Origin of the sequence: Pseudomonas cedrina subsp. cedrina (assembly GCF_001983175.1) — a bacterium.
GTDB classification, from domain to species: domain Bacteria; phylum Pseudomonadota; class Gammaproteobacteria; order Pseudomonadales; family Pseudomonadaceae; genus Aquipseudomonas; species Aquipseudomonas cedrina.
In genome coordinates this window covers 56,955-78,780 of sequence record NZ_MNPW01000008.1, presented here as the reverse complement: position 1 = coordinate 78,780, position 21,826 = coordinate 56,955, and the positions used below count along the sequence as shown (strand labels likewise).

25 protein-coding genes are annotated in these 21,826 nt (G+C 62.7%); 13 read left to right on the top strand and 12 right to left on the bottom strand.

Annotated features, from left to right (window positions below; all coding sequences use genetic code 11):
• The first annotated feature begins 46 nt into the window (after positions 1–46).
• The 4 genes from BLL36_RS17660 (at position 47) to BLL36_RS17645 (ending at position 5,216) form a co-directional block, all read left to right on the top strand.
• Positions 47–289, top strand: coding sequence for an exodeoxyribonuclease VII small subunit (locus BLL36_RS17660; protein WP_003176346.1), 243 nt, complete (start codon positions 47–49; stop codon positions 287–289).
• A complete protein-coding gene (locus BLL36_RS17655) occupies positions 286–1,173 on the top strand; it encodes a polyprenyl synthetase family protein (RefSeq protein ID WP_076952638.1) in 888 nt (295 codons plus the stop codon). The genes BLL36_RS17660 and BLL36_RS17655 overlap by 4 nt, the downstream gene beginning before the upstream one ends.
• A 110-nt stretch (positions 1,174–1,283) precedes the next feature.
• The gene (gene dxs, locus BLL36_RS17650) at positions 1,284–3,182 is read left to right on the top strand and encodes a 1-deoxy-D-xylulose-5-phosphate synthase (RefSeq protein WP_076952637.1); all 1,899 of its coding nucleotides are present in this window, start codon (positions 1,284–1,286) and stop codon (positions 3,180–3,182) included.
• 138 nt (positions 3,183–3,320) lie between these two features.
• Positions 3,321–5,216 (top strand): TonB-dependent receptor domain-containing protein, encoded by a 1,896-nt coding sequence (locus BLL36_RS17645; protein WP_076952636.1) that lies wholly within the window; start codon positions 3,321–3,323, stop codon positions 5,214–5,216.
• A gap of 99 nt (positions 5,217–5,315) precedes the next feature.
• Here BLL36_RS17645 and BLL36_RS17640 read toward each other — a convergent pair whose 3' ends face one another.
• The 10 genes from BLL36_RS17640 to nrdR all read right to left on the bottom strand — a co-directional run bounded on the left by BLL36_RS17640 (position 5,316) and on the right by nrdR (position 12,742).
• The gene (locus BLL36_RS17640) at positions 5,316–6,104 is read right to left on the bottom strand and encodes a cobalamin-binding protein (RefSeq protein WP_076952635.1); all 789 of its coding nucleotides are present in this window, start codon (positions 6,102–6,104) and stop codon (positions 5,316–5,318) included.
• Positions 6,101–6,520, bottom strand: coding sequence for a nuclear FMR1 interacting 1 family protein (locus tag BLL36_RS17635; RefSeq protein ID WP_076952634.1), 420 nt, complete (start codon positions 6,518–6,520; stop codon positions 6,101–6,103). Before BLL36_RS17635 ends, BLL36_RS17640 begins: the two co-directional genes overlap by 4 nt.
• Positions 6,517–7,134, bottom strand: a complete 618-nt coding sequence (gene ribA, locus BLL36_RS17630) for a GTP cyclohydrolase II (RefSeq protein ID WP_076952633.1) — start codon at positions 7,132–7,134, stop codon at positions 6,517–6,519. The genes BLL36_RS17635 and ribA overlap by 4 nt, the downstream gene beginning before the upstream one ends.
• 147 nt (positions 7,135–7,281) lie before the next feature.
• Positions 7,282–8,235 carry a thiamine-phosphate kinase gene (thiL, locus tag BLL36_RS17625; RefSeq protein WP_076952632.1) on the bottom strand — a complete coding sequence of 318 codons (954 nt, stop codon included), beginning with the start codon at positions 8,233–8,235 and terminating at the stop codon, positions 7,282–7,284.
• A gap of 18 nt (positions 8,236–8,253) precedes the next feature.
• Positions 8,254–8,754 carry a transcription antitermination factor NusB gene (nusB, locus tag BLL36_RS17620; protein ID WP_076952631.1) on the bottom strand — a complete coding sequence of 167 codons (501 nt, stop codon included), beginning with the start codon at positions 8,752–8,754 and terminating at the stop codon, positions 8,254–8,256.
• A complete protein-coding gene (gene ribH / locus BLL36_RS17615) occupies positions 8,751–9,227 on the bottom strand; it encodes a 6,7-dimethyl-8-ribityllumazine synthase (RefSeq protein ID WP_003194576.1) in 477 nt (158 codons plus the stop codon). The genes nusB and ribH overlap by 4 nt, the downstream gene beginning before the upstream one ends.
• A gap of 89 nt (positions 9,228–9,316) precedes the next feature.
• Positions 9,317–10,408, bottom strand: a complete 1,092-nt coding sequence (gene ribBA / locus BLL36_RS17610; RefSeq protein WP_076952630.1) for a bifunctional 3,4-dihydroxy-2-butanone-4-phosphate synthase/GTP cyclohydrolase II — start codon at positions 10,406–10,408, stop codon at positions 9,317–9,319.
• Between the two features lie 15 nt (positions 10,409–10,423).
• A complete protein-coding gene (locus BLL36_RS17605; RefSeq protein WP_076952629.1) occupies positions 10,424–11,086 on the bottom strand; it encodes a riboflavin synthase in 663 nt (220 codons plus the stop codon).
• Between the two features lie 49 nt (positions 11,087–11,135).
• A complete protein-coding gene (gene ribD / locus BLL36_RS17600) occupies positions 11,136–12,275 on the bottom strand; it encodes a bifunctional diaminohydroxyphosphoribosylaminopyrimidine deaminase/5-amino-6-(5-phosphoribosylamino)uracil reductase RibD (protein WP_076952628.1) in 1,140 nt (379 codons plus the stop codon).
• The gene (gene nrdR, locus BLL36_RS17595) at positions 12,272–12,742 is read right to left on the bottom strand and encodes a transcriptional regulator NrdR (RefSeq protein WP_076952627.1); all 471 of its coding nucleotides are present in this window, start codon (positions 12,740–12,742) and stop codon (positions 12,272–12,274) included. Before nrdR ends, ribD begins: the two co-directional genes overlap by 4 nt.
• Before the next feature lie 140 nt (positions 12,743–12,882).
• On the opposite strand from nrdR, the gene BLL36_RS17590 reads away from it, so the two are divergent.
• The 4 genes from BLL36_RS17590 to trxA all read left to right on the top strand — a co-directional run bounded on the left by BLL36_RS17590 (position 12,883) and on the right by trxA (position 16,199).
• Positions 12,883–13,338, top strand: a complete 456-nt coding sequence (locus BLL36_RS17590) for a YbaY family lipoprotein (protein ID WP_076952626.1) — start codon at positions 12,883–12,885, stop codon at positions 13,336–13,338.
• Positions 13,335–13,988, top strand: a complete 654-nt coding sequence (locus tag BLL36_RS17585) for a class I SAM-dependent methyltransferase (RefSeq protein WP_076952625.1) — start codon at positions 13,335–13,337, stop codon at positions 13,986–13,988. The genes BLL36_RS17590 and BLL36_RS17585 overlap by 4 nt, the downstream gene beginning before the upstream one ends.
• 264 nt (positions 13,989–14,252) lie before the next feature.
• Positions 14,253–15,254 (top strand): Abi family protein, encoded by a 1,002-nt coding sequence (locus tag BLL36_RS17580; RefSeq protein ID WP_076952624.1) that lies wholly within the window; start codon positions 14,253–14,255, stop codon positions 15,252–15,254.
• Positions 15,255–15,326: 72 nt separating this feature from the next.
• Positions 15,327–16,199 (top strand): thioredoxin, encoded by an 873-nt coding sequence (gene trxA, locus BLL36_RS17575; RefSeq protein ID WP_076952623.1) that lies wholly within the window; start codon positions 15,327–15,329, stop codon positions 16,197–16,199.
• On the opposite strand, the gene BLL36_RS17570 is transcribed toward trxA, so the two are convergent.
• Complete coding sequence (locus BLL36_RS17570) at positions 16,196–16,543, bottom strand: hypothetical protein (RefSeq protein WP_076952622.1); 348 nt, start codon at positions 16,541–16,543, stop codon at positions 16,196–16,198. The genes trxA and BLL36_RS17570 overlap by 4 nt on opposite strands.
• Before the next feature lie 133 nt (positions 16,544–16,676).
• Between BLL36_RS17570 and BLL36_RS17565 the strand changes: the two genes are divergently transcribed.
• The 5 genes from BLL36_RS17565 (at position 16,677) to BLL36_RS17545 (ending at position 20,723) form a co-directional block, all read left to right on the top strand.
• Positions 16,677–17,282 (top strand): DUF2796 domain-containing protein, encoded by a 606-nt coding sequence (locus BLL36_RS17565; RefSeq protein WP_076952621.1) that lies wholly within the window; start codon positions 16,677–16,679, stop codon positions 17,280–17,282.
• Between the two features lie 146 nt (positions 17,283–17,428).
• Positions 17,429–18,139, top strand: a complete 711-nt coding sequence (locus tag BLL36_RS17560; RefSeq protein ID WP_076952620.1) for an ABC transporter ATP-binding protein — start codon at positions 17,429–17,431, stop codon at positions 18,137–18,139.
• A gap of 1 nt (position 18,140) precedes the next feature.
• Positions 18,141–19,406, top strand: coding sequence for an ABC transporter permease (locus tag BLL36_RS17555; protein ID WP_076952619.1), 1,266 nt, complete (start codon positions 18,141–18,143; stop codon positions 19,404–19,406).
• Positions 19,407–19,417: 11 nt separating this feature from the next.
• A complete protein-coding gene (locus tag BLL36_RS17550; protein WP_076952618.1) occupies positions 19,418–19,930 on the top strand; it encodes a DUF3299 domain-containing protein in 513 nt (170 codons plus the stop codon).
• A 94-nt stretch (positions 19,931–20,024) separates the two neighbouring features.
• Positions 20,025–20,723, top strand: a complete 699-nt coding sequence (locus BLL36_RS17545; protein ID WP_016978527.1) for an OmpW/AlkL family protein — start codon at positions 20,025–20,027, stop codon at positions 20,721–20,723.
• 167 nt (positions 20,724–20,890) lie between these two features.
• Here BLL36_RS17545 and BLL36_RS17540 read toward each other — a convergent pair whose 3' ends face one another.
• Positions 20,891–21,775, bottom strand: coding sequence for a sugar nucleotide-binding protein (locus BLL36_RS17540; RefSeq protein WP_076952617.1), 885 nt, complete (start codon positions 21,773–21,775; stop codon positions 20,891–20,893).
• Positions 21,776–21,826: the final 51 nt, after the last annotated feature.

Sequence of the window (21,826 nt, the reverse complement as noted above, 5' to 3'; positions counted from 1 at the left end):
TGTCTGCTAGTGTCGCGCGGGTTTACCGTCTACCGGAATAGCCGCCATGGCCCGCAAAAAAGTTGCACTCGATTTCGAACAATCCCTCGCCGACCTGCAAACCCTGGTCGAGCGTCTGGAGAACGGCGAGTTGTCGCTGGAAGACTCGTTGACCGCGTTTGAGCAAGGCATCGGCCTGACCCGTGACTGCCAGAGCGCGCTCGCGCAGGCGGAGCAGAAGGTGCAGGTGTTGCTGGAACGTGATGGGGAGTTGGCCGAAGAACCTTTCGATGCGGAACAACCTGAATGATCGACGCGTATCAGGCCAGTAGCCAAGCCCGGGTGAATGCGGCGCTGGAGCCCTTGTTTGTTGCGCCAAGCCCGGAAATGGAGCGCCTCTATGCCGCCATGCGCTACAGCGTAATGAACGGCGGCAAGCGTGTGCGCCCGTTGCTGGCGTATGCGGCGTGTGAAGCGCTGGGTGCGCCAGCCGAAGAAGCGAATGGCGCGGCGTGCGCGGTAGAACTGATTCACGCCTATTCCCTGGTACATGACGATTTGCCGGCGATGGACGACGACGATCTGCGTCGTGGCCAGCCGACCACCCACAAAGCCTTTGATGAAGCCTACGCGATCCTGGCCGGTGACGGTTTGCAGAGCCTGGCGTTCAGCGCATTGCTGGACCCGCGCTTGAGCAGCGTCAACGCCGAGATCCGCTTGCGCATGGTCACCGCCCTGGCATTGGCCGCCGGCCCAGCCGGCATGGTCGGCGGGCAAGCCATCGACATGGGTTCGGTCAGCCTCAAGCTGGATCAACACGCCTTGGAACACATGCACCGGCACAAGACCGGCGCACTGATCGAAGCGGCCGTGCACCTGGGCGCCTTGGCCAGTGGCCGCGCCGACGCGGCGCAATTGGCCGCGTTGCAGACCTATTCCCGGGCCATCGGCCTGGCGTTCCAGGTGCAGGACGACATTCTCGACGTGGAAAGTGACACCGCGACCCTGGGTAAACGCCAAGGCGCCGATATCGCACGGGACAAACCGACTTATCCTGCGCTGCTCGGGCTTGCCGCGGCCAAGGCGTATGCCATTGAGCTGCGCGACCAGGCCCTGGACGCCCTGCGACCTTTCGACGCGGCAGCCACGCCACTGCGCGACCTGGCGCGGTATATCGTCGAACGTCGGTACTGATTACAACGACCATCGCGGCCACCTATCCGCCAAGTTCGGCGCTCGGCGTGCGCAGTTCGCGATGCTTGAGGTAAACTGCGGCCTCTTCTATACCTATAACGATTCGCCTGATGCCCACGACGTTTCAAGAGATTCCCCGCAAGCGCCCGTCCACGCCCCTGCTTGACCGTGCTGTCACGCCGGCCGGCCTGCGTCGACTGGCTGAAGCCGAGCTGGAAACCCTGGCCGATGAGTTGCGCCTGGAATTGCTCTACACGGTCGGCCAGACCGGTGGGCATTTTGGTGCAGGCTTGGGCGTCATCGAGCTGACCATCGCCCTGCATTACGTGTTCGACACCCCGGACGACCGGCTGGTGTGGGACGTGGGCCACCAGGCGTATCCGCATAAAATCCTCACCGGGCGCCGCGAGCAAATGGGCTCCCTGCGCCAGAAGGACGGCATTGCCGCCTTCCCGCGCCGCGCCGAGAGCGAGTACGACACCTTTGGCGTCGGCCACTCCAGCACGTCCATCAGCGCCGCGCTGGGCATGGCGATTGCTGCCCGCCTGCAGGGTAGCGAGCGCAAGGCTATTGCCGTGATTGGCGACGGTGCGCTGACCGCCGGCATGGCCTTCGAAGCGCTGAACCATGCGCCGGAAGTGGACGCCAACATGTTGGTGATCCTCAACGACAACGACATGTCGATTTCGCGCAACGTCGGTGGCTTGTCGAATTATCTGGCAAAGATTCTTTCCAGCCGTACCTATGCCAGCATGCGCGAAGGCAGCAAGAAGGTGCTCTCGCGCCTGCCCGGCGCGTGGGAAATTGCCCGTCGTACCGAAGAATACGCCAAGGGCATGCTGGTTCCCGGCACCCTGTTCGAGGAGCTGGGCTGGAATTACATCGGCCCGATCGACGGTCACGACCTGCCCACCCTGATCGCCACGCTGCGCAACATGCGTGACCTCAAGGGCCCGCAATTCCTGCATATCGTCACCAAGAAAGGCAAGGGTTTCGCCCCAGCAGAAGTCGACCCGATCGGCTACCACGCGATCACCAAGCTCGACCCCCTGGACGCCCCGGCCGCCGCGCCGAAACAAGCCAGCGGGCCGAAGTATTCCGGCGTGTTCGGTGAATGGCTGTGCGACATGGCCGCCGCCGATTCGCGCCTGGTAGGCATTACCCCGGCGATGAAAGAAGGCTCCGATTTGGTGGCGTTCAGCGAACGTTTCCCGCTGCGCTACTTTGACGTGGCGATTGCCGAGCAGCACGCCGTCACGTTTGCGGCCGGCATGGCCTGTGAAGGCGCCAAGCCGGTGGTGGCGATCTATTCGACGTTCCTGCAACGCGGTTACGACCAACTGGTGCATGACGTGGCGGTGCAGAACCTCGACGTGCTGTTCGCCATCGACCGCGCAGGCCTGGTGGGCGAAGACGGCCCGACTCACGCCGGCAGCTTTGACCTCTCTTACCTGCGCTGCATCCCCGGCATGTTGGTAATGACGCCGAGCGATGAAAACGAACTGCGCAAGATGCTCAGCACCGGCCACCTGTACAAAGGCCCGGCGGCCGTGCGTTATCCGCGCGGCAATGGCCCGAATGCGCTGATCGAGAAGGACCTGGAGCCTATCGAGATCGGCAAGGGTGTTGTGCGTCGCCAAGGCAGCAAGACCGCGTTTCTGGTGTTTGGCGTGCAATTGGCCGAAGCCTTGAAAGTCGCCGAGAAGATCGACGCGACCGTGGTCGACATGCGCTTCGTCAAACCCATGGATGAAGCCTTGGTACGCGAAATCGCCGGCCGCCATGAGTTGCTGGTGACCGTCGAAGAAAACGCCATCATGGGTGGTGCCGGTGCGGCCGTCAGCGAGTTCCTGGCGCGGGAGAATATCCTCAAGTCAGTGCTGCACCTGGGTTTGCCGGATGTGTATGTCGAGCACGCCAAGCCGGCGCAGATGCTGGCTGAATGCGGGCTGGATGAGGCCGGGATAGAAGCGGCGGTGCGCGAGCGCATGGCACTACTCAACCTGTAGAACCTCGATCAAAATGTGGGAGCTGGCTTGCCTGCGATAGCGGTTTAACTGACGCATTGATGTTGAATGTGCCGCCGTCATCGCAGGCAAGCCAGCTCCCACATGGGTTTGTGTCAACTTCAAATGCTATGGACAGCCATGAAACTTCCGCGCCTCGCCCTGCCCTTGCTGCTGCTGACTTCCCCGGACCTGCGCGCAGATAATCGCGACGACGCCCTCAAACTCCCCAACGTAGTCATCAGCGCCAACCGCCAGGTCCAGGCCCGCAACGACAGCAGCGCCGCCAACAGCGTGTTCACCCGCGACGACATTGACCGCCTGCAACCCACCAGCCTCACCGATCTGCTCAGCCGCGTTCCCGGCGTGCAAGTGGCACCAACCGGTGGCCGGGGCAGTCTGCCAGGGATTTATATCCGCGGCACCAAATCCGCCCAGAGCCTGGTGCTGGTGGACGGCCAGCGCATCGCCAACACCACCTCCGGCGACAGCGGCCTGCAATACCTGAACGTGGACCAGATTGAACGGGTGGAAGTACTGCGCGGCTCACGCTCGGTGATCTACGGCAGCGATGCGATTGGCGGGGTGATCCAGGTCTTCACCCGCCGCAATGCCGAGCCAGGCCTGCAACCGCGCCTGAAACTGGGCGTTGGCAGCCACCAGGCCTGGGAGCGCAGCCTCGGCCTCTCCGGTGGCGATGAACACACGCGCTTCAACCTTGGCGCCAGCCTGGATGAAACCGCAGGCATTAACTCGACGCACACCTCATTCCCCAGCGATGGCGACCATGACGCCTATCGCAACCAGTCCCTGAGCGTGAACCTCAGCCACGCTTTCACCGATGGGCTGGAGGTGGGCTTCAACCTGTTGGATAGCCGTGGCAAGTCAGAGTACGACAACAGCTTCGGCCGCTACGATTTCGCCAGCGGGCAAACCGTCGGGCAAAAGCCTTACACCGACTACACCGTCAGCAGCGCCAGCGGTTATGTCGATGCCAGGTTCAACGAGCGCTGGCAATCACGCCTGGAGCTGGGCCACAGCGAGAACCGCGATACCAAGCGCGACACCCTCAGCGATGACTTCAGCGTGTTCAACACCTACCGCGATTCCGTCAACTGGCAGAACGACCTGACGTTGAACGAGCAGAACAGCCTGATTCTCGGCGGCGACTGGTACGAAGACCGCTTCCACGGCTCCACGACCTTTACCGAAAACAGTCGCTGGAACCGCGCGGCGTTTGTGCAGCATCGCTTCCACGGCGACGGGTTTTCCACGGAGCTTGGGCTGCGCCGCGACCAGAACCAGCAGTTCGGGGGCCAGAACAGCTGGAGCGGCACCGTCACCTTGCCGCTCAACCCGGACAATGACCTGCTGCTGAGTTACAGCGAAGGCTTCCGCGCGCCGACCTTCAACGACCTGTATTACCCCGACACCCAGTACAGCAACCCCAACCTGCAGCCTGAAACCTCGAAGAGCTACGAGCTGCAATGGCGTAGCCAGTTGAGCGACAGCACGCGCCTGGAAGCCTCGCTGTACCGCACCGATTTGAGCGACGCGATCATCCTCGACCGCGCCGGCAAGCCGCAGAACGTGGCGACCGCGCGCATCAACGGCTTCGAAGCCGCACTCAAGCAGGAGCTGTTTGGCTGGCAAGGCAACCTGGGGCTGGCGCTCATCGACCCACGCGACCGCGACAGCGGCCACACCCTGGCTCGTCGGGCACGGCGTACGCTGAGCCTGGATCTGGACCGGCAGTTCGACAAGCTCGGGGTGGGCGCAACCTGGCAGGCGATCAGCAGCAGCTATGACGATGAAGACAATACCCACCGACTGGGCGGGTATGCGTTGCTGGGGTTGCGCAGCAGCTGGGCGCTCAGTCGGGAAGTGGCGTTGTCGTTGAAGGTCGATAACTTGCTGGGCAAGACTTATGCGCGGGCGCGTTACAGCTATGACGATCCGGCGTTCCTGAATAATCAGGATTACAGGGAAGAAGGTCGAGTGTGGATGATGGGAGTGACCTGGACACCGGAAATTTAAGGGTCGCCTGTGCTGGCCTCTTCGCGGGCAAGCCCGCTCCCACATTTGATTTGCGACCACATTCAAAAGGTGGGAGCTGGCTTGCCTGCGATAGCGGTGTCACAGATTCGGAGCAATCACCTGACACAACCGCGCCACCGCCTCCAACATCTGCCCACTGGGCCGCTCAAGCCCTTTATCCGGAACCAGCCGCACACGCTCAGCCATCGCTGGCCAGACCTTCCAGGCCTCCTTCTGCGCTTGATCACCGACCAGAATCAACTCGGGATCACGCTGCAACACCGACTCGATACTCACCTGCGGCGCCGGCAACTTGAGATCATCAAACACATTGCGCGCGCCGCACACACGCAACGCATCGCTGATGATCTGCCCACCACCTACCGTATACAGCGGCGTGTTCCACACCTGATAGAACACCCGTAACGGCTCGGCACGCTGATAGCGCTGGCGCAGTTCGGCCAGGCGTTGGCGCAGCTGCGTGGCGAGCTGACGACCGGCGTCAGCGCGGCCCAACTGCCCGGCGATGGCCTGGACCTGGGTGGTGAGTTGTTCAAGGCTATGGGGTTCGGCGACATACACCGGGATATTCAGGCGCTGCAATTGCTCACGCTGCGCCGGGCCGACACTGCCGGGCCACAGCAGGATCAGGTCGGGTTGGAGGCTGAGCAGGCGCTCCATGTCTAATTGGCCGTAACGCCCCACCGACGGCACTTGCGCCAGGGCGGGCGGGCGATCGCCGCCGTCGAGCAGGCCCACCAGCAAGTCGGCGGCGCCCAGTTCAACCACGATTTCAGAGAGGGACGGCGCCAGGCTGACGACCCGCTCGGCCGCCAATGCCTGGGCGCTCAATGCCAGTAGCACGAGCGCCAGCCAGCGACGCATCATCCCAACTGACGCGGGATGCGATAGAGGTAAAACAGCACCGTGGTCGACAGCGCCAGGAGAAACAGCGGCACCGCTTCCAGGCCGACAAACACCGCCAGCGCACCGATCCAGGCGGGGATGCCGGCCACCAGCAAGGCCGTGCGCCGACGCGCCGCCAGGGTGATCCAGGCGGCCGGTTCTTCGGGTGTATCGAGGGCTTTGGAGGTGGCGATCAACGCGTGTTTATAGCCGTTGAAGTAGCGCAGGCTGAGGAACATCGAGGCCACGCCGGCAATGAAGAACGGCATGGCCAGCATCGGCAGCAGCGACTCGCCGCGACCAAATACCAGGTTGATCACGAACAACGGCAGCAGCGCCAGCGCCAGGTATTGCCACCAACTGAAGGACAGTCGCCGTTTCACCTGGCCTCGGGTCACGCGCGGTCGACCTCGCCCTGGTGCTCGTTGCCCATCATGTGGTCGAGCTTGCTGGCCTTGGTGGCCAGGTAGAGTTTGTTGTGCGGATTGTGCCCGGTGTGCAACGGCACGCGCTCGGCCACGGTGATGCCCATCTCGGTCAAGGCTTTGACCTTGCGCGGGTTGTTGGTCATCAACCGCAGGGACTTGACGCCCAAGTGCTGCAGCATCGGCAGGCAGATCGCATAGTCGCGCTGGTCGGCGGCAAAGCCCAGGCGCTCGTTGGCTTCGACGGTATCGGCGCCGCCATCCTGCAACTCGTAGGCGCGGATTTTGTTCATCAGGCCAATGCCACGGCCTTCCTGGCGCAAGTACAGCAGCACGCCACGGCCTTCGCGCGCGATGGCACGCATGGCGGCTTCCAGTTGCGAACCGCAGTCGCAACGCTGGCTGAACAGCGCGTCGCCGGTCAGGCACTCGGAGTGCACCCGCCCCAGCACCGGCGCGCCGTCAGCGATATCGCCGAGGCTGAGCACAACATGTTCACGCCCGGTGCCTTCTTCGAGAAAGCCGTTCATGGTGAACGTGGCAAAAGGGGTAGGCAGCTTGGAAGCGGCGACGAAAACGACGGGCACCGTGTGCTCCTGATTTCAGTTTTTACAAAGGCGGCCATTGTAACAGCAGGTTCCTACAGACGCTTAAGCTGAATGATCGCTGATAAAGATCAATCGGTTCGATTGGTGTTCGCTTCGGTTCTATGCAAGCCGCGTCGGGGCGCATCGCTAAAAGTGCTGGTAACCCCGTACCGCCGGGGTGATGTCCTGGCCGTTGGCATCCAGTAACGTCACGCCCTGCCCCGCCTGCACGCGGCCGATCACGTGGATCGGCCAGCCCTCGGCCAGCAACGCCGGCAATTGTGCAGCCGGCAAGGTGAAGGCCAGCACGTAATCGTCGCCACCGCTCAATGCGGCCACGCGCGCGGCGTCATCGCCGACAAAGGCCAGCAAGGCTTTTGACAACGGCAGCTTGCGGTGCTCGATCAACAGGCTGACCTGCGACGCCTTGGCGATATGCCCGCAATCGGCCAGCAGCCCGTCGGAGATATCCATGGCCGCTGTGGCCCTGCCGCGCAGCGCCAGGCCCAGGGCCAATTGCGGTTGCGGCGACCAGTAATGGGCCAGCAGCGGGTCGGCGATGGCGGCTTCGGCGCAGCGCTGGCCCAATACCAGCGGCAAGGCGCCGGCCGCATTGCCCAACTCGCCACCGACACAGAGCAGATCGCCCGGTTGTGCGCCGCTGCGCTTGAGCGCCTGCCTGGCCGGTACACGGCCGAACACTGTGAGGGTCAGGCTCAACGGCCCGCGCGTGGTATCGCCGCCCACCAGGCCGACGCCGCAGTTCTGCGCCATGAGGTTTAATCCCTGGGCATAGCGCTGCAGCCAATCGGCATCGACCGTCGGCGTGGTAAGAGCAAGGGTAAACGCGAGCGGGTGGGCGCCCATGGCGGCCAAGTCGCTCACCGCCACGGCCAACGAGCGCTGGCCGAGCAGGAACGGGTCGCAGGGGTCGACAAAATGCACCCCGGCCACCAGCGTATCGGTAGAAATTGCCAGTTGCTCCCCGGCAGGGAGCGCCAGCAAGGCGCAGTCGTCGCCGATCCCCAGGGCAATGCCTTCGCCGCCTTGCGCACAGGGCGCGGCGGCAAAATATTTGCGGATCAGCTCGAACTCGCCCATTCGGGAGTCAAGCGCGGATTAGCGCTTGTACGCCTTCACTTCGGCTTCCCGCAGGCGCGGGGCCAGCTTGTCGAGCACGCCGTTGACGAACTTGTGGCCGTCGGTCGAACCGTAGACTTTCGCCAGTTCGATGCCTTCGTTGATCACCACGCGATACGGCACGTCGACGCGCTTGAGCAGCTCCCAGGTGGACAGGCGCATCACGCACAGCTCGACCGGGTCCAGCTCTTCGAGGGTCAGGTCCAGGCAGGGCGCCAGCGCCGTGTCGATCTCGGTCAGGTTGGCATGCACACCGTGCAGGATGTCATGGAAGTAAGGCAGGTCAGCGAAGGTGAAGTCGTTGTCGACACGAAACTGTGCTTCGATTTCGTTCAACGACGTACCCGCCATCTGGCGCTGATACAACGCCTGGGTCGCCAACTGACGAGCCGCGCGGCGCTTCTCGTTCTTGGATGGCTTGCCGGCGTCCGCCGGGCGTGGTTCGCGCGGGTTGAAGTTGTCGCTCTCGTCGGAAATCACTTGGCCTCCAGCTGCGACAGCAGGCTGACCATTTCCAGGGCGGACAGGGCAGCTTCAGCGCCTTTGTTACCGGCCTTGGTGCCGGAACGCTCGATGGCTTGCTCGATGGAATCCACGGTCAGCACGCCGAACGCGACCGGCACGCCGAACTCCATGGACACCTGGGCCAGGCCCTTGGTGCATTCGCCAGCCACGTATTCGAAGTGCGGCGTACCGCCACGAATGACCGCGCCCAGGGCGATGATTGCCGCGTATTCGCCCTGTTGAGCAACTTTTTGCGCAACCAGTGGAATTTCGAAGGCGCCAGGGGCACGGATAAGGGTGATATCGCTTTCGCTCACACCGTGGCGAACCAGGGCATCCACGGCACCGCTGACCAGGCTTTCAACGACGAAGCTGTTGAAGCGGCCAACTACGAGGGCGTAGCGGCCTTTGGGGGCGATGAAGGTACCTTCGATGGTCTTCAGGGTCATTCGACAAATCTCTTAAAGAGCCGGGACGCGCGTAAGACGCGCCCCTTAGTGATATTTGAACCGCGAACAAGGGCGACAATCGCCAGCCTTTATTCGGAGGGCACGTATTCTACTACTTCCAGGTCGAAACCGGATATCGCATTAAATTTCATTGGTGCGCTCATCAGGCGCATTTTGCGCACGCCCAAGTCACGCAGGATCTGCGAGCCGGCACCGACGATGCTGTAGGTGGTCGGTGTTTTCACCTGGGTCTGCTCGGCGGTTTCACGGATATGCGCCAGCAGCACATCGCCATCGACCGGATTGCCCAACAGCAGCACCACGCCACTGCCGGCCTCGGACACCGCCGCCATCGCGGCGCGCAGGCTCCAACGGCCCGGCTGCTTGACCATCAGCAGGTCGCGCAGCGGGTCCATGTTGTGCACGCGCACCAGGGTCGGTACGTCGGCACTGATGCTGCCCAGGGTCAGCGCCATGTGCACGTCGCCTTCCACCGAATCACGGTAGGTCACCAGGTTGAATTGGCCCAGCTCACTGTCCAGCGGCTGCTCGGCAATCCGCTGAACGGTACGTTCGTGGATCATTCGGTAGTGGATCAGGTCGGCGATGGTGCCGATTTTGATGCCGTGTTCGGTGGCAAAAGCTTCGAGTTCGGCGCGACGGGCCATGGTGCCGTCGTCGTTCATCACTTCGCAGATCACCCCGCTCGGCTCGAACCCGGCCATGCGCGCCAGGTCGCAGGCGGCTTCGGTGTGGCCGGCGCGGGCCAGGGTGCCGCCCGGTTGGGCCATCAGCGGGAAGATGTGGCCGGGGCTGACGATGTCTTCGGCCTTGGCGTCTTTCGCGGCGGCGGCCTGCACGGTGCGCGCGCGGTCAGCGGCGGAGATCCCGGTGGTGACACCCGTCGTGGCTTCGATGGACACGGTGAACTTGGTGCCGAAGCCTGAACCATTGCGCGGCGCCATCAACGGCAGCTTGAGCAGCTCGCAGCGCTCGCGGCTCATGGGCATGCAGATCAGCCCACGGGCGTGCTTGGCCATGAAGTTGATGTGCTCGGCCTGGCAGGCCTCGGCGGCCATGATGATGTCGCCTTCGTTCTCGCGGTCTTCGTCATCCATTAGGATGACCATCTTGCCTTGGCGGATGTCTTCAACCAGTTCTTCGATGCTATTGAGCGCCACGCGGCACCCCCTTGGTCAGGATTTGAGGTAGCCGTTGGCGGCTAGAAAACTTTCAGTGATGTTCCCTGATGCAGGCTCTGCGGCCTTATCGCCCAACAGCAGGCGCTCCAGGTAACGGGCAAGCAAGTCGACTTCCAGGTTCACCCGGCGACCTGGCTGGTACGAGGCCATGATGGTTTCGCTGAGGGTGTGGGGAATGATGGTCAGTTCGAATTCGGCGCCATTCACGGCGTTCACGGTCAGGCTGGTGCCGTCGACGGTGATCGAGCCTTTGTGGGCGATGTACTTGGCCAGTTCCTTGGGCGCGCGGATGCGAAATTCCACGGCGCGTGCGTTTTCGCTGCGGGCAACCACTTCGCCGACGCCGTCGACGTGGCCGCTGACCAGGTGACCGCCCAGCCGTGTGGTCGGGGTCAGGGCTTTTTCCAGGTTCACCGGGCTGCCGGCCGCAAGATCGTTCATCGCGGTGCAATCCAGGGTTTCGCGGCTGACATCGGCGGCGAAGCCGTTGCCCGGCAATTCGACAACGGTCAGGCACACGCCGCTGACGGCGATGCTGTCGCCCAGCTTGACGTCGCCCAGGTCGAGCTTGCCGGTTTCAACCAGCAGGCGCACGTCGCCGCCTTTTGGGGTCATGGCGCGGATGCTGCCGATGGATTCGATAATGCCGGTGAACATTTCGTTCTCCTGAAAACGGGGGGCTGACGCGCAAAGCGCAGGCCGGGAATTATACGCTCGCTGCGGGTAGCGGGATGGCAGTGACTCGCCAGTCGTCGCCCACGGCGCGCATTTCAGTGATCTTGAGTTGGGGGGCGTCGGCCAGTTTCTCAAGCGGCCAGTCCAGCAGAGGGCGGGCGGCGGAGCCGAGGAACTTGCCAGCGATGAAAATCACATATTCATCCACCAGGCCTTGTTGGGCAAAGGCGCCCGCCAGGCTCGGGCCCGCTTCCACCAACACTTCGTTGACGCCACGGGCGGCCAGCGCGACCAGTGCCGAGCGCAGGTCGACCTGGCCCTCGACGCCCGGCACCACCAGGCACTCGGGCCCGCGGGGAAACTGGTTTTCCGGGGTGACGCAGGTAATCACCAGCGCCGGCCCGGCCTTGAAGAACGGTGCGTTGAGCGGCACACGAAGACGCCCGTCGATCAGCACGCGCAGCGGCGGACGCGACATGGCCAGGGCGGTGGTGGCTTCGTCCAGGCCCAGCTCGGCGGCGCGCACGGTCAGGCGCGCACCGTCGGCCAGCACCGTGTCGGCGCCGGTCAGCACCACACTGGCTTCGGCGCGCAGGCGCTGCACGGCGGCACGGGCGGCGGGGCCGGTGATCCACTGGCTTTCGCCGCTGGCCATCGCGGTGCGCCCGTCCAGGCTCATCGCCAACTTGACCCGCACAAAAGGCAAGCCGTGTTCCATGCGTTTGAGGAAACCGGGGTTAAGCGCCCGCGCTTGGGCTTCCAGCACACCGCTGCGCACCTCGATCCCGGCTTGCGCCAGACGCTGCATGCCGCGCCCGGCCACCTCAGGGTTCGGGTCCTGCATGCCGGCCACGACGCGGGCGACGCCGGCCGTGACCAACGCATCGGCGCAGGGCGGCGTATGCCCATAGTGACTGCACGGTTCAAGGGTCACGTACACGGTGGCACCACGGGCCTTGGCACCTGCGGCGCGCAAGGCATTGGGCTCGGCATGGGGCTGGCCGGTGCGCTCGTGCCAGCCTTCGCCGACAATCTGCCCATCGCGCACAATCACACAACCTACCCGTGGGTTGGGATGGGTGGTGTACAGGCCCTTGCGCGCCAGTTCGAGGGCGCGGGCCATGTAATGGGCGTCGAGGACAGCCAGCTCTGACATGGAAGGTGGATTCATTCTTTGATCGGCTCACGGGCCAGGCGGTCGATCTCTTCGCGGAACTCATTGAGGTCCTGGAAGCGTCGATACACCGAAGCGAAACGGATGTAGGCGACTTCGTCGAGCTTTTGCAGCTCGCCCATCACCAGCTCTCCAACCACCAGGCTCTTGACCTCGCGCTCGCCAGTGGCGCGCAGCTTGTGCTTGATATGCACCAACGCCGCCTCCAGCCGCTCGACACTCACCGGGCGTTTTTCCAGGGCGCGCTGCATACCGGCGCGCAGTTTGTCTTCGTCGAAAGGCTGGCGGCTGCCGTCGGACTTGATCAGACGTGGCAGCACCAGTTCGGCGGTTTCGAAGGTGGTGAAACGTTCACCGCAGCCAGAGGCCAGGCATTCGCGCCGGCGACGTACTTGATCGCCCTCGGCGACCAGACGTGAGTCAATGACCTTGGTGTCGTTGGCACCGCAGAAGGGACAGTGCATGGTTGGCAGGCAACAAATAAAGGGAGGGCCATGGTAGCGCATCCCCGTGGCAAGACAAGCCATAGCCTTTACGGTATATAGGCAGGCTTATATGTTTCATATTATTCAAGCCACGGATTTTGTCCTTTCTGGAGCCGTATATGCAGTTACGACCACTTGTTTTACTCACCTTGTTCAGTGTTCTGGTCGCCTGCAGCAGCGAAGCCCCCAAGCCTTCCGCGCCACAACCCACGCCCGCGCAGGAGAAAAAAGTCCCGGGCATTGAAGACCTTGGCCCGTTGCCGGCCTACCAGCGCGAGATCAACGGCAGCCTGACCAACGTGCCGGCCGGCGCTGAAGTCGAGATGGCGTTGCTGGTGATCGACGACCGTTCGCGTCCGCAACAGCTGCTCGCCAGCAGCGTACTGACCGGCAACGGCAAGCCCTTGGCCTTCCGCCTGCGCTTCAACCCCGAGGCGTTCCCGGCCGGTGCGCGGGTTGAATTGCGCGGCCGCGCCAGCCAGTCCGGCCAGTTGATCCTGCACCTGCCCGCCGTACGCATTACCCAGGCGATCACCCAGACCACCGGCCCCCTGGAACTCGTCAAGGCACCATGACGCCACCGTTGGACTTGCAGCACGCCCTGAGCGAGCTGATCGGCGACGCTCACCTGGTGCCCTGCCCACTGCCGGGCACGGCGCTGTCGCTGTGGCTGCTGGATGCGGACAACATGGACCGCGCCTTCAGCCCCGAAGAAACCCGGCGCATCCTGCACGAACCGCCCTACTGGAGTTTCTGCTGGGCCAGCGGCCTGGCACTGGCGCGGTACCTGGCGGCGAACCCTGAATGGGTGGCCGGCAAACGCGTACTGGATTTTGGCGCGGGCTCCGGTGTCGCCGCGATTGCTGCGCTTAAAGCAGGCGCATCGGAAGTGGTCGCTTGCGACCTCGACCCGCTGGCGCTGGCAGCCTGCCGGGCCAATGCCCAACTCAATGGGGTGGAATTGGGTTATTCGGCGGATTTTTTCGCCGAAGCCGACCGCTTTGACCTGATCCTTGTCGCCGACGTGCTCTATGACCGAGCGAACCTGCCGCTGCTGGACCAGTTCCTGACACGGGGCCGTGAAGCGCTGGTCGCGGATTCTCGGGTGAGGGATTTTCAACACCCGGATTATCAGCGCCTGGAGGTACTTGAGGCACTGACCTTGCCGGACCTGGCCGAGCCTTGGGAGTTTCGCAAGGTGAGCCTGTACCATTCGCGGCGGTAAGCCCCGAGCGTTACAAATGTCTGGCAATACATTGGCTGAGACAGAAAAGGTGAGGCTATGGAAAATGCCCTCCTTTCGCACGCAGCTAGGGCAATCAACCGGCATGCATTTCCAGACGTTTTCGCTTACCGCCCCCTGTAAAAAGGCCTTGCAAAAACCCGGACCGCTGCCTAACCTCTGCGGCAATACACCCGCCATGCCTCTGGCTGCGTCAGTAGCCAAGCACAAATTGTGCGGGTTTTTTATGCCTGGTGCTTTTAGGGCATGAGGTCATTCAGTAAGCCCGCCATCGACGTTCCGGCCCAGTTGGAACTGCTCAAGCGCCGCGGCTTGCTTATTCAAAATGAAGCTCGCGCCGAGGCTTTTTTGCGGTCCGTCAGTTTCTTTCGTTTAAGCCCCTACATGCGGCCTCTCCAACATCCGGACGATATCGACCATCGCTTTCGAAACGGTAGCCAATTTCGTCAGTTAACCCGCCTCTACGATTTTGACCGTCGACTTCGTCTACTGACGATGGATGCCATAGAAAGGGTCGAAATTGCATCGCGCGCAGTTATCAGTAACCACATGGGACCTGCCCATGGCAGTCACTGGCATATAAACGTCCGGATGTTTCATCCTACGTTTGATCATCAGCGCCTGCTGGCAAACCTGTCGGTCAAACAATCCAACGCAACACGTGACTACCAACGCGAATGCGAGCGCATCGACAGGCTGCACGCAGATGACAAAAGAAAAACCATCCTCAAACGCCAGAGAGCGAGAGAAAACTACGCTCGCCACTATCCTGCCACCTACGCTGATCCTCCTCTGATGCCTGGCTGGGCCATGCTGGAAGAACTGACGCTGGGCGACTTGTCTCACTTGTATAAAGGCCTGGCCAAAGACGCGGACAAGAAAGCCATTGCCAAGCGCCTGGGACTTGCGGCGCCCCTGATGCAGTCATGGCTGCACGCCTTGACCATCATTCGAAACATCTGCGCCCATCATTCGCGGATGTGGAACCGGGAGTTGGGTATTCGTCCCGAATTACCGAAGAAAGCCCATTTTCCATGGCCCGAGCATCTGTTCCAGCCTGGGCCGCATACCCGCATTTTTACGGTTCTTTGCATTCTGAATCACTTGATGCATCAGGTGAGTCCGCCAGCTCGCTGGGATCAACGCCTGTATCAGCTCGTCCATGAGTTTCCCGAGGTTAGCCTCAAAGCGATGGGGTTCCCTACCGACTGGTATCAAGACCCTTTTTGGCACGCGCTGCGTGGCTGAACACCCTGCCGCTTCCGGTAGGCTGCGCCAGCCCTTATAGTTGCCCCATTCCCGCTTTATTCGAGATTCCCCATGAGTGAGCCCACGCCCTACATCTTCGACGTCACCACCGCCAACTTCGAACAGGCAGTGATCCAGAATTCTTTCGAAAAACCCGTGCTGGTGGATTTCTGGGCCGAGTGGTGCGCACCGTGCAAGGCGTTGATGCCGATGCTGGCGCAGATCGCCGAGAGTTATCAGGGAGAGTTGCTGCTGGCCAAGGTCGATTGCGAGGCCGAGCAGGATATCGTCGCGCGCTTTGGCATCCAAAGCCTGCCGACGGTGGTGCTGTTCAAGGACGGCCAGCCGGTGGACGGGTTTGCCGGGGCGCAGCCGGAGTCGGCGGTGCGGGCGATGCTCGAACCCCATGTGCAGATGCCGCCACCGGCCGCGGCAGATCCATTGGAGCAGGCCCAGGCGTTGTTTGCCGAAGGCCGCATCAGCGATGCCGAGGCGCTGTTGGTGGCGCTGTTGGGCGAAGACAATACCAATGCCGCCGCGTTGATCCTGTACGCGCGCTGCCTGGCCGAGCGCGGTGAATTGGGCGAAGCCCAGGCCGTGCTGGATGCGGTAAAAAGCGACGACCACAAAGCTGCCCTCGCCGGGGCCAAGGCACAAATTACCTTTTTGCGTCAGGCCGCCGAGCTGCCGGACGCCGCCGACTTGAAAAGCCGCCTGGCACAAAATGCGCAGGACGACGAAGCGGCCTACCAATTGGCGATTCAGCAACTGGCGCGTCAGCAGTACGATGCAGCGCTGGAAGGGTTGCTCAAACTGTTTATCCGCAACCGCGGCTACAGCGAAGGCCTGCCGCACAAAACCTTGCTGCAGGTATTCGAACTGCTGGGCAACGATCACCCACTGGTGAGCGTGTACCGTCGCAAGATGTTTGCCGCGCTGTACTAATCGCCGATCCAGCTGTACAGCGGCGTATCCCCGCCGCTGGCCACTTTCACCTGGGCGCTGTGGCGCAGGCGCACCAGCAGGCGTTTGCCCGCCGAGGCGTCACCGGTCAAGCCTTCCAGTTGGTCGAGCAGCTCAAGGCCGCTGAGTTGCCCGGCCTTGCGCAGCAGGTCCTGGGCGTTCTGCCAGAGGTCATCATTGTGCTTGACCGGCGCCACTGGCGCGGCGGCCGTGCCGGGCACGGGCGTTGCCTGCAATTGCGCGCCCAGTCGCGCCCAGTCGCCGTCGTCCAACTCCAGGGTCAAGTCCACCGGCAGGTCGCCGACGGTTCCACGAATTCGCAACATCGCCCTACTCCTGCACTTTTTTCTGACCGGCATGCTCCCATGTGGCTTGCGCAACGCCAAGCGGGCGGTCAAACTCTCGACACCATTTGTTATAAGATCACATAACAAAACTTTCATGTCCTGGAGCTTTCCCATGCGTCGTCTGCTGCTTGCTTTGCCGTTTGCCCTGCTGCCACTGGCCATTGCCCATGCGGCCGATGAACACGACCACGATCACGACCATGAACACGGCAGCCTCGGCGCCCACGAGCACGGCGTCGGGCGACTCAACGCCGTGCTCGATGGCCAGGCCCTGGAGCTTGAGCTGGACAGCCCGGCGATGAACCTGGTGGGCTTTGAGCACGTGGCTACCAGCGCCGCCGACAAAGCCAAGGTCGCCGCCGCGCGCAAACAGTTGGAGAACCCGGCGGCCTTGTTCAACCTGCCCAAAGCCGCCGGTTGCGTGGTCAGCTCCCAGGAACTCAACAGCCCATTGTTCGGCGACAAGCCTGAAGCCGACCATGACGACGACGATGATCACGACGCCAAAGACGCCGCCCACGAACATCATCACGACCACAGCGAAATCCACGCTCACTACCAGTTCACCTGCGCCACGCCGACGGCCCTGAGCAATCTTGACCTGACCCAGGTGTTCAAGACCTTCCCCGCCACCCAGAAAATTCAGGTACAACTGATCGGCCCGAGCGGTCAGCAGGGTGTTGATGCGACGGCCAAAGCGGCCACCCTCAAATTCTGATGTGCAAATGCGGTCAATGTGGGAGCTGGCTTGCCTGCGATACAGGCACCTCGGTGTATCAGTGATACCGAGGTGATGCTATCGCAGGCGAGCCAGCTCCCGCAGAGGATCGGCGTCAAGTCCTAAAACGGTGACATTGATTCCCCATGACTCATGCCTTAATCGAACTGTCTGACCTGGGCTTCAACTGGCCCGGTCACCCGCAGTTGCTGGACATTCCCGCGTTCCGCCTGGGAGCGGGCGAAACCCTGTTCCTCAAGGGCCCCAGCGGCAGCGGCAAAACCACGCTGCTGGGCCTGCTCGGCGGTGTGCAGAAACCCAGCCGGGGCAGCATTCACCTGCTGGGCCAGGAATTGACCGAACTCTCGGCCGGGGCCCGCGACCGTTTCCGTGTCGACCACACCGGCTATATCTTCCAGCAGTTCAACCTGCTGCCGTTCTTGTCGGTTCGGGAAAACGTCGAGTTGCCGTGCCATTTTTCCAAACTGCGCGCGCAACGGGCAAAGCAGCGCCACGGCAGTGTCGACCGGGCCGCCGCGACCTTGCTGGCGCATCTGGGTTTGAACGACAAAAACCTGCTGGAACGCCGCGCCGACTCGCTGTCCATCGGCCAGCAACAACGGGTGGCCGCCGCCCGCGCACTCATCGGTCAACCGGAACTGGTGATCGCCGACGAACCCACCTCGGCCCTGGACTACGACGCCCGCGAAGCCTTCCTTCAGCTGTTGTTCGCCGAGTGCCGCGACGCGGGCGCCAGCCTGTTGTTTGTCAGCCATGACCAAAGCCTGGCCGCCCTGTTCGACCGCAACCTGTCGCTGGCCGAACTCAATCGCGCCGCCACGCCCGCAGAGGTTTGAGATGTATCTGTTCCGTCTAGCCATGGCCAGCCTGGCTAACCGCCGCTTTACCGCGATCCTCACCGCCTTCGCCATCGCCCTGTCGGTGTGCCTGTTGCTGGCGGTGGAGCGCGTGCGCGTTGAGGCGCGCAACAGTTTCGCCAGCACCATCAGCGGCACCGACCTGATCGTCGGTGCCCGCTCGGGCTCGGTGAACCTGCTGCTGTACTCGGTGTTTCGCATCGGCAACGCCACCAACAACATCCGCTGGGACAGCTACGAACATTTCGCCGCCAACCCCCAAGTAAAGTGGGCCATCCCGATTTCCCTCGGCGACTCCCATCGCGGCTACCGCGTCATGGGCACCAACGCGTCCTACTTCGAACACTACCAGTACGGCCGCAAGCAGAACCTCGAACTGGCCAGCGGCCGCGCCTTTGCCACCGACCCGTTCGAAGTGGTGCTTGGCGCCGAAGTGGCCGACGCGCTGCATTACAAGCTCGGCGACAAACTGGTGCTGGCCCATGGCGTGGCGGTGGTCAGCCTGGTCAAACACGATGACAAACCTTTCACCGTGGTCGGCATTCTCAAGCGCACCGGCACACCGGTGGACCGCACACTGCATATCAGCCTGGGCGGCATGGAAGCGATCCATATCGACTGGCACAACGGCGTGCCGGCCCAGGGCAAAGGCCGGATCAGCGCCGACCAGGCGCGCAATATGGACCTCACGCCGCAGGCCATCACTGCGTTCATGCTGGGCCTGAACAACAAAATTTCCACCTTCGCCCTGCAACGGGAGATCAACGAATTCCGTGGCGAGCCGATGCTGGCGATTCTGCCCGGCGTGGCGCTGCAAGAGTTGTGGAGCATGATGGGCACGGCTGAAAAGGCGCTGTTCGTGATCTCGCTGTTCGTGGTGCTCACCGGTTTGATCGGCATGCTCACGGCGATCCTCACCAGCCTCAACGAGCGCCGCCGCGAAATGGCGATCCTGCGTTCGGTGGGTGCCCGCCCGTGGCATATCGCGACGTTGCTGATCTTCGAAGCGTTCGCCCTGGCGTTGTCCGGCGTGGTCGCGGGCGTGGGCCTGCTCTACGTGTGCATCGCCGCCTCGCGCGGGTATTTGCAGGCCAACTATGGGCTGGACCTGCCGATGTCGTGGCCCAGCGAATATGAATGGACGCTGCTCGCCGGTATCCTGGCCGCCGCGCTGTTGATGGGCAGCGTGCCCGCGTGGCGCGCCTACCGGCAGTCTTTGGCCGATGGCCTGTCCATCCGTTTATGAGGAAGGTTTCGATGCGCCGTGCCCTGTTTGCCCTGTTGCTGCTGATCGCCCTGCCCGCCTGGGCCGCCGAGCCCAAAGAGCTGACCTGGTCGGAGCTGATCCCGCCGGACGCCGAGCCGGAAGTACCGAACATGCAGCCGCTGCACAATTTGTCCGGCATGGCCGATGCGCTGGAATCGGCGCCGGCGGCCAAGCAGGAAATGCCCCACGCGCCCGTGGTGCCGGCCCTTGACGGCAAGCACATCCGCCTGCCGGGTTATATCGTGCCATTGGAAGTCGGCGAGAACGGCCGCACCACCGAGTTTTTGCTGGTGCCGTATTTCGGCGCCTGCATCCATGTGCCGCCGCCACCTTCCAACCAGATCGTGCATGTCACCAGCGAAGTCGGCGTGAAGCTTGATGAGCTGTATCAGCCGTACTGGATCGAAGGCGCGATGCAGGTCAAGCCGTCGAGCAGCGAACTGGCCGACGCCGGTTACCAGATGGAGGCCGAGAAGATTTACATGTATGAGCTGCCGGAATAGAGCTGATGAAGCTTTCATTGAGCTGAGTCAAAAGACCGGGCGGAACGATCTTTACCATTGGACGTACAACTTTTAAACGTCCTTTGGAGCTCCCATGAACAAGTCTCTGCTTGGCGCGTCCCTTTTCGCGCTCGCCCTCGTCGCCCCTGTCGCACACGCTCACGAAGCGGGCGACATTCTGGTTCGCGCCGGTGCAATTACGGTGAACCCGAAGGCGGACAGCGGCCACGTCAAAGTCGACCAGGGCCCCTTGGCGGGCACCAACCTGGGCGGCAAGGCGACCATGAGCAGCGACACCCAACTGGGCCTGAACTTCGCCTACATGCTGACCAACCACGTCGGTATCGAACTGCTGGCCGCTACACCGTTCGAGCACGATGTGAAGATCAAGGGCACCGCACTGAGCCCGGCCAACGGCAAGCTCGGCACCCTCAAACACCTGCCGCCGACCTTGAGCGTTGTCTACTACCCGCTGGACAACAAGTCGGCCTTCCAACCCTATGTGGGCGCCGGTATCAACTACACCTGGATCTACGACGAACACGTCGGCAGCCGCGCCCAAGGCGCCGGCTTCAGCAACTTCAAGGCTGAAAACTCCTGGGGCTGGGCCGCGCAGATCGGCGCGGACTACATGATCAACGACAAGTGGATGATCAACGCCCAGGCGCGCTACATCGACATCAGCACCAAGGCCACCGTTGAAAACAACGGCGTGGCGCCGGGCACTCGCGCCAAGGTCAATGTGGACGTGGACCCGATGGTTTACATGGTGGGGATTGGCTATAAGTTCTGACCCGACGCCAACCAACACCACAACCCCCATGTGGGAGTGAGCTTTATGTGGGAGCTGGCTTGCCTGCGATAGCATCACCTCGGTCTAGCTGACACACCGAGGTGTCTGCATCGCAGGCAAGCCAGCTCCCACACAAGCCAGCTGCCACATGGGGTTTTTTTGGTGTGTCAGCTATGGCGATAGAAGCGGTCCAATAACGCCGGCAGCCCTGCCCGCCACGCCCGTGGCTTGATGCCGAACGTGTGGAGGATTTTCTTGCAGGCGAGCACCGCGTGTTGCGGTTCTTCACCGGCATCCGGCCGGGCCGCGTGGGCCTGGGCCGTGGGGGATTCGATCGCCAGCGGGTGAAAGGTGCGCGCTTCGGTGAGGATCGCCTGGCCCAGCGCCAACGGTGTGGTCGCCTCCTGGCCGGCATAGTGATAGGTGCCCCACAACGGCGCAGCGCAATCGAGTTGCTTGAGCACCGAGATGATCACCCGCGCGGCATCGTCCACCGGCGTCGGGTTGCCGCGACGGTCGTCCGCCATCAGCAATTCGTCCGGTTTCTCGGCCCGTGCCAGGAAGCGCCCGAGCGTTCCGTCAACACTGTCATCCAGCAACCAGCCAAACCGTAGCAGCACATGTTGCGGGCACGTGGCGCGCACGCTCTGCTCGATTCGCCACAACGCCTGGCCGCGCAGGCCCAGAGGCACCGGCTCGTCCTTTTCGCTGTAGGCGGTGGCGCGGGAGCCATCGAACACGCGGTAGCTGGAGGGTTGCAGCAAGGTGATGTTGTGGTGCTGGCACAGCTCGGCCAGGCGCTCGATGGCGAATTCCTGGGAGGCCAGGCGCGTTTCGCTGACCGCTTCGGCCTGGAACCAGTCGAAATAGTAGGCGAGGTTGATCAAGGCATCGGGACGGGTGTCGTCGAGCAATTGGGTGAGGCTCGCGGCATCCCAGCCGTCTTGGGGCGGTTTGGGTGCGAGGAAACCGATGTCTTCCTCTGCACCCAGGCGAATCAGCGCCTGCCCGAGGGCATTCCCGCCGCCCAGTAACATAAGGCGCATTCGCATAGATTGAGCAGGCCCGGTCAGTGTGGAACGAAGGTAGTTCAGGTATTTGTC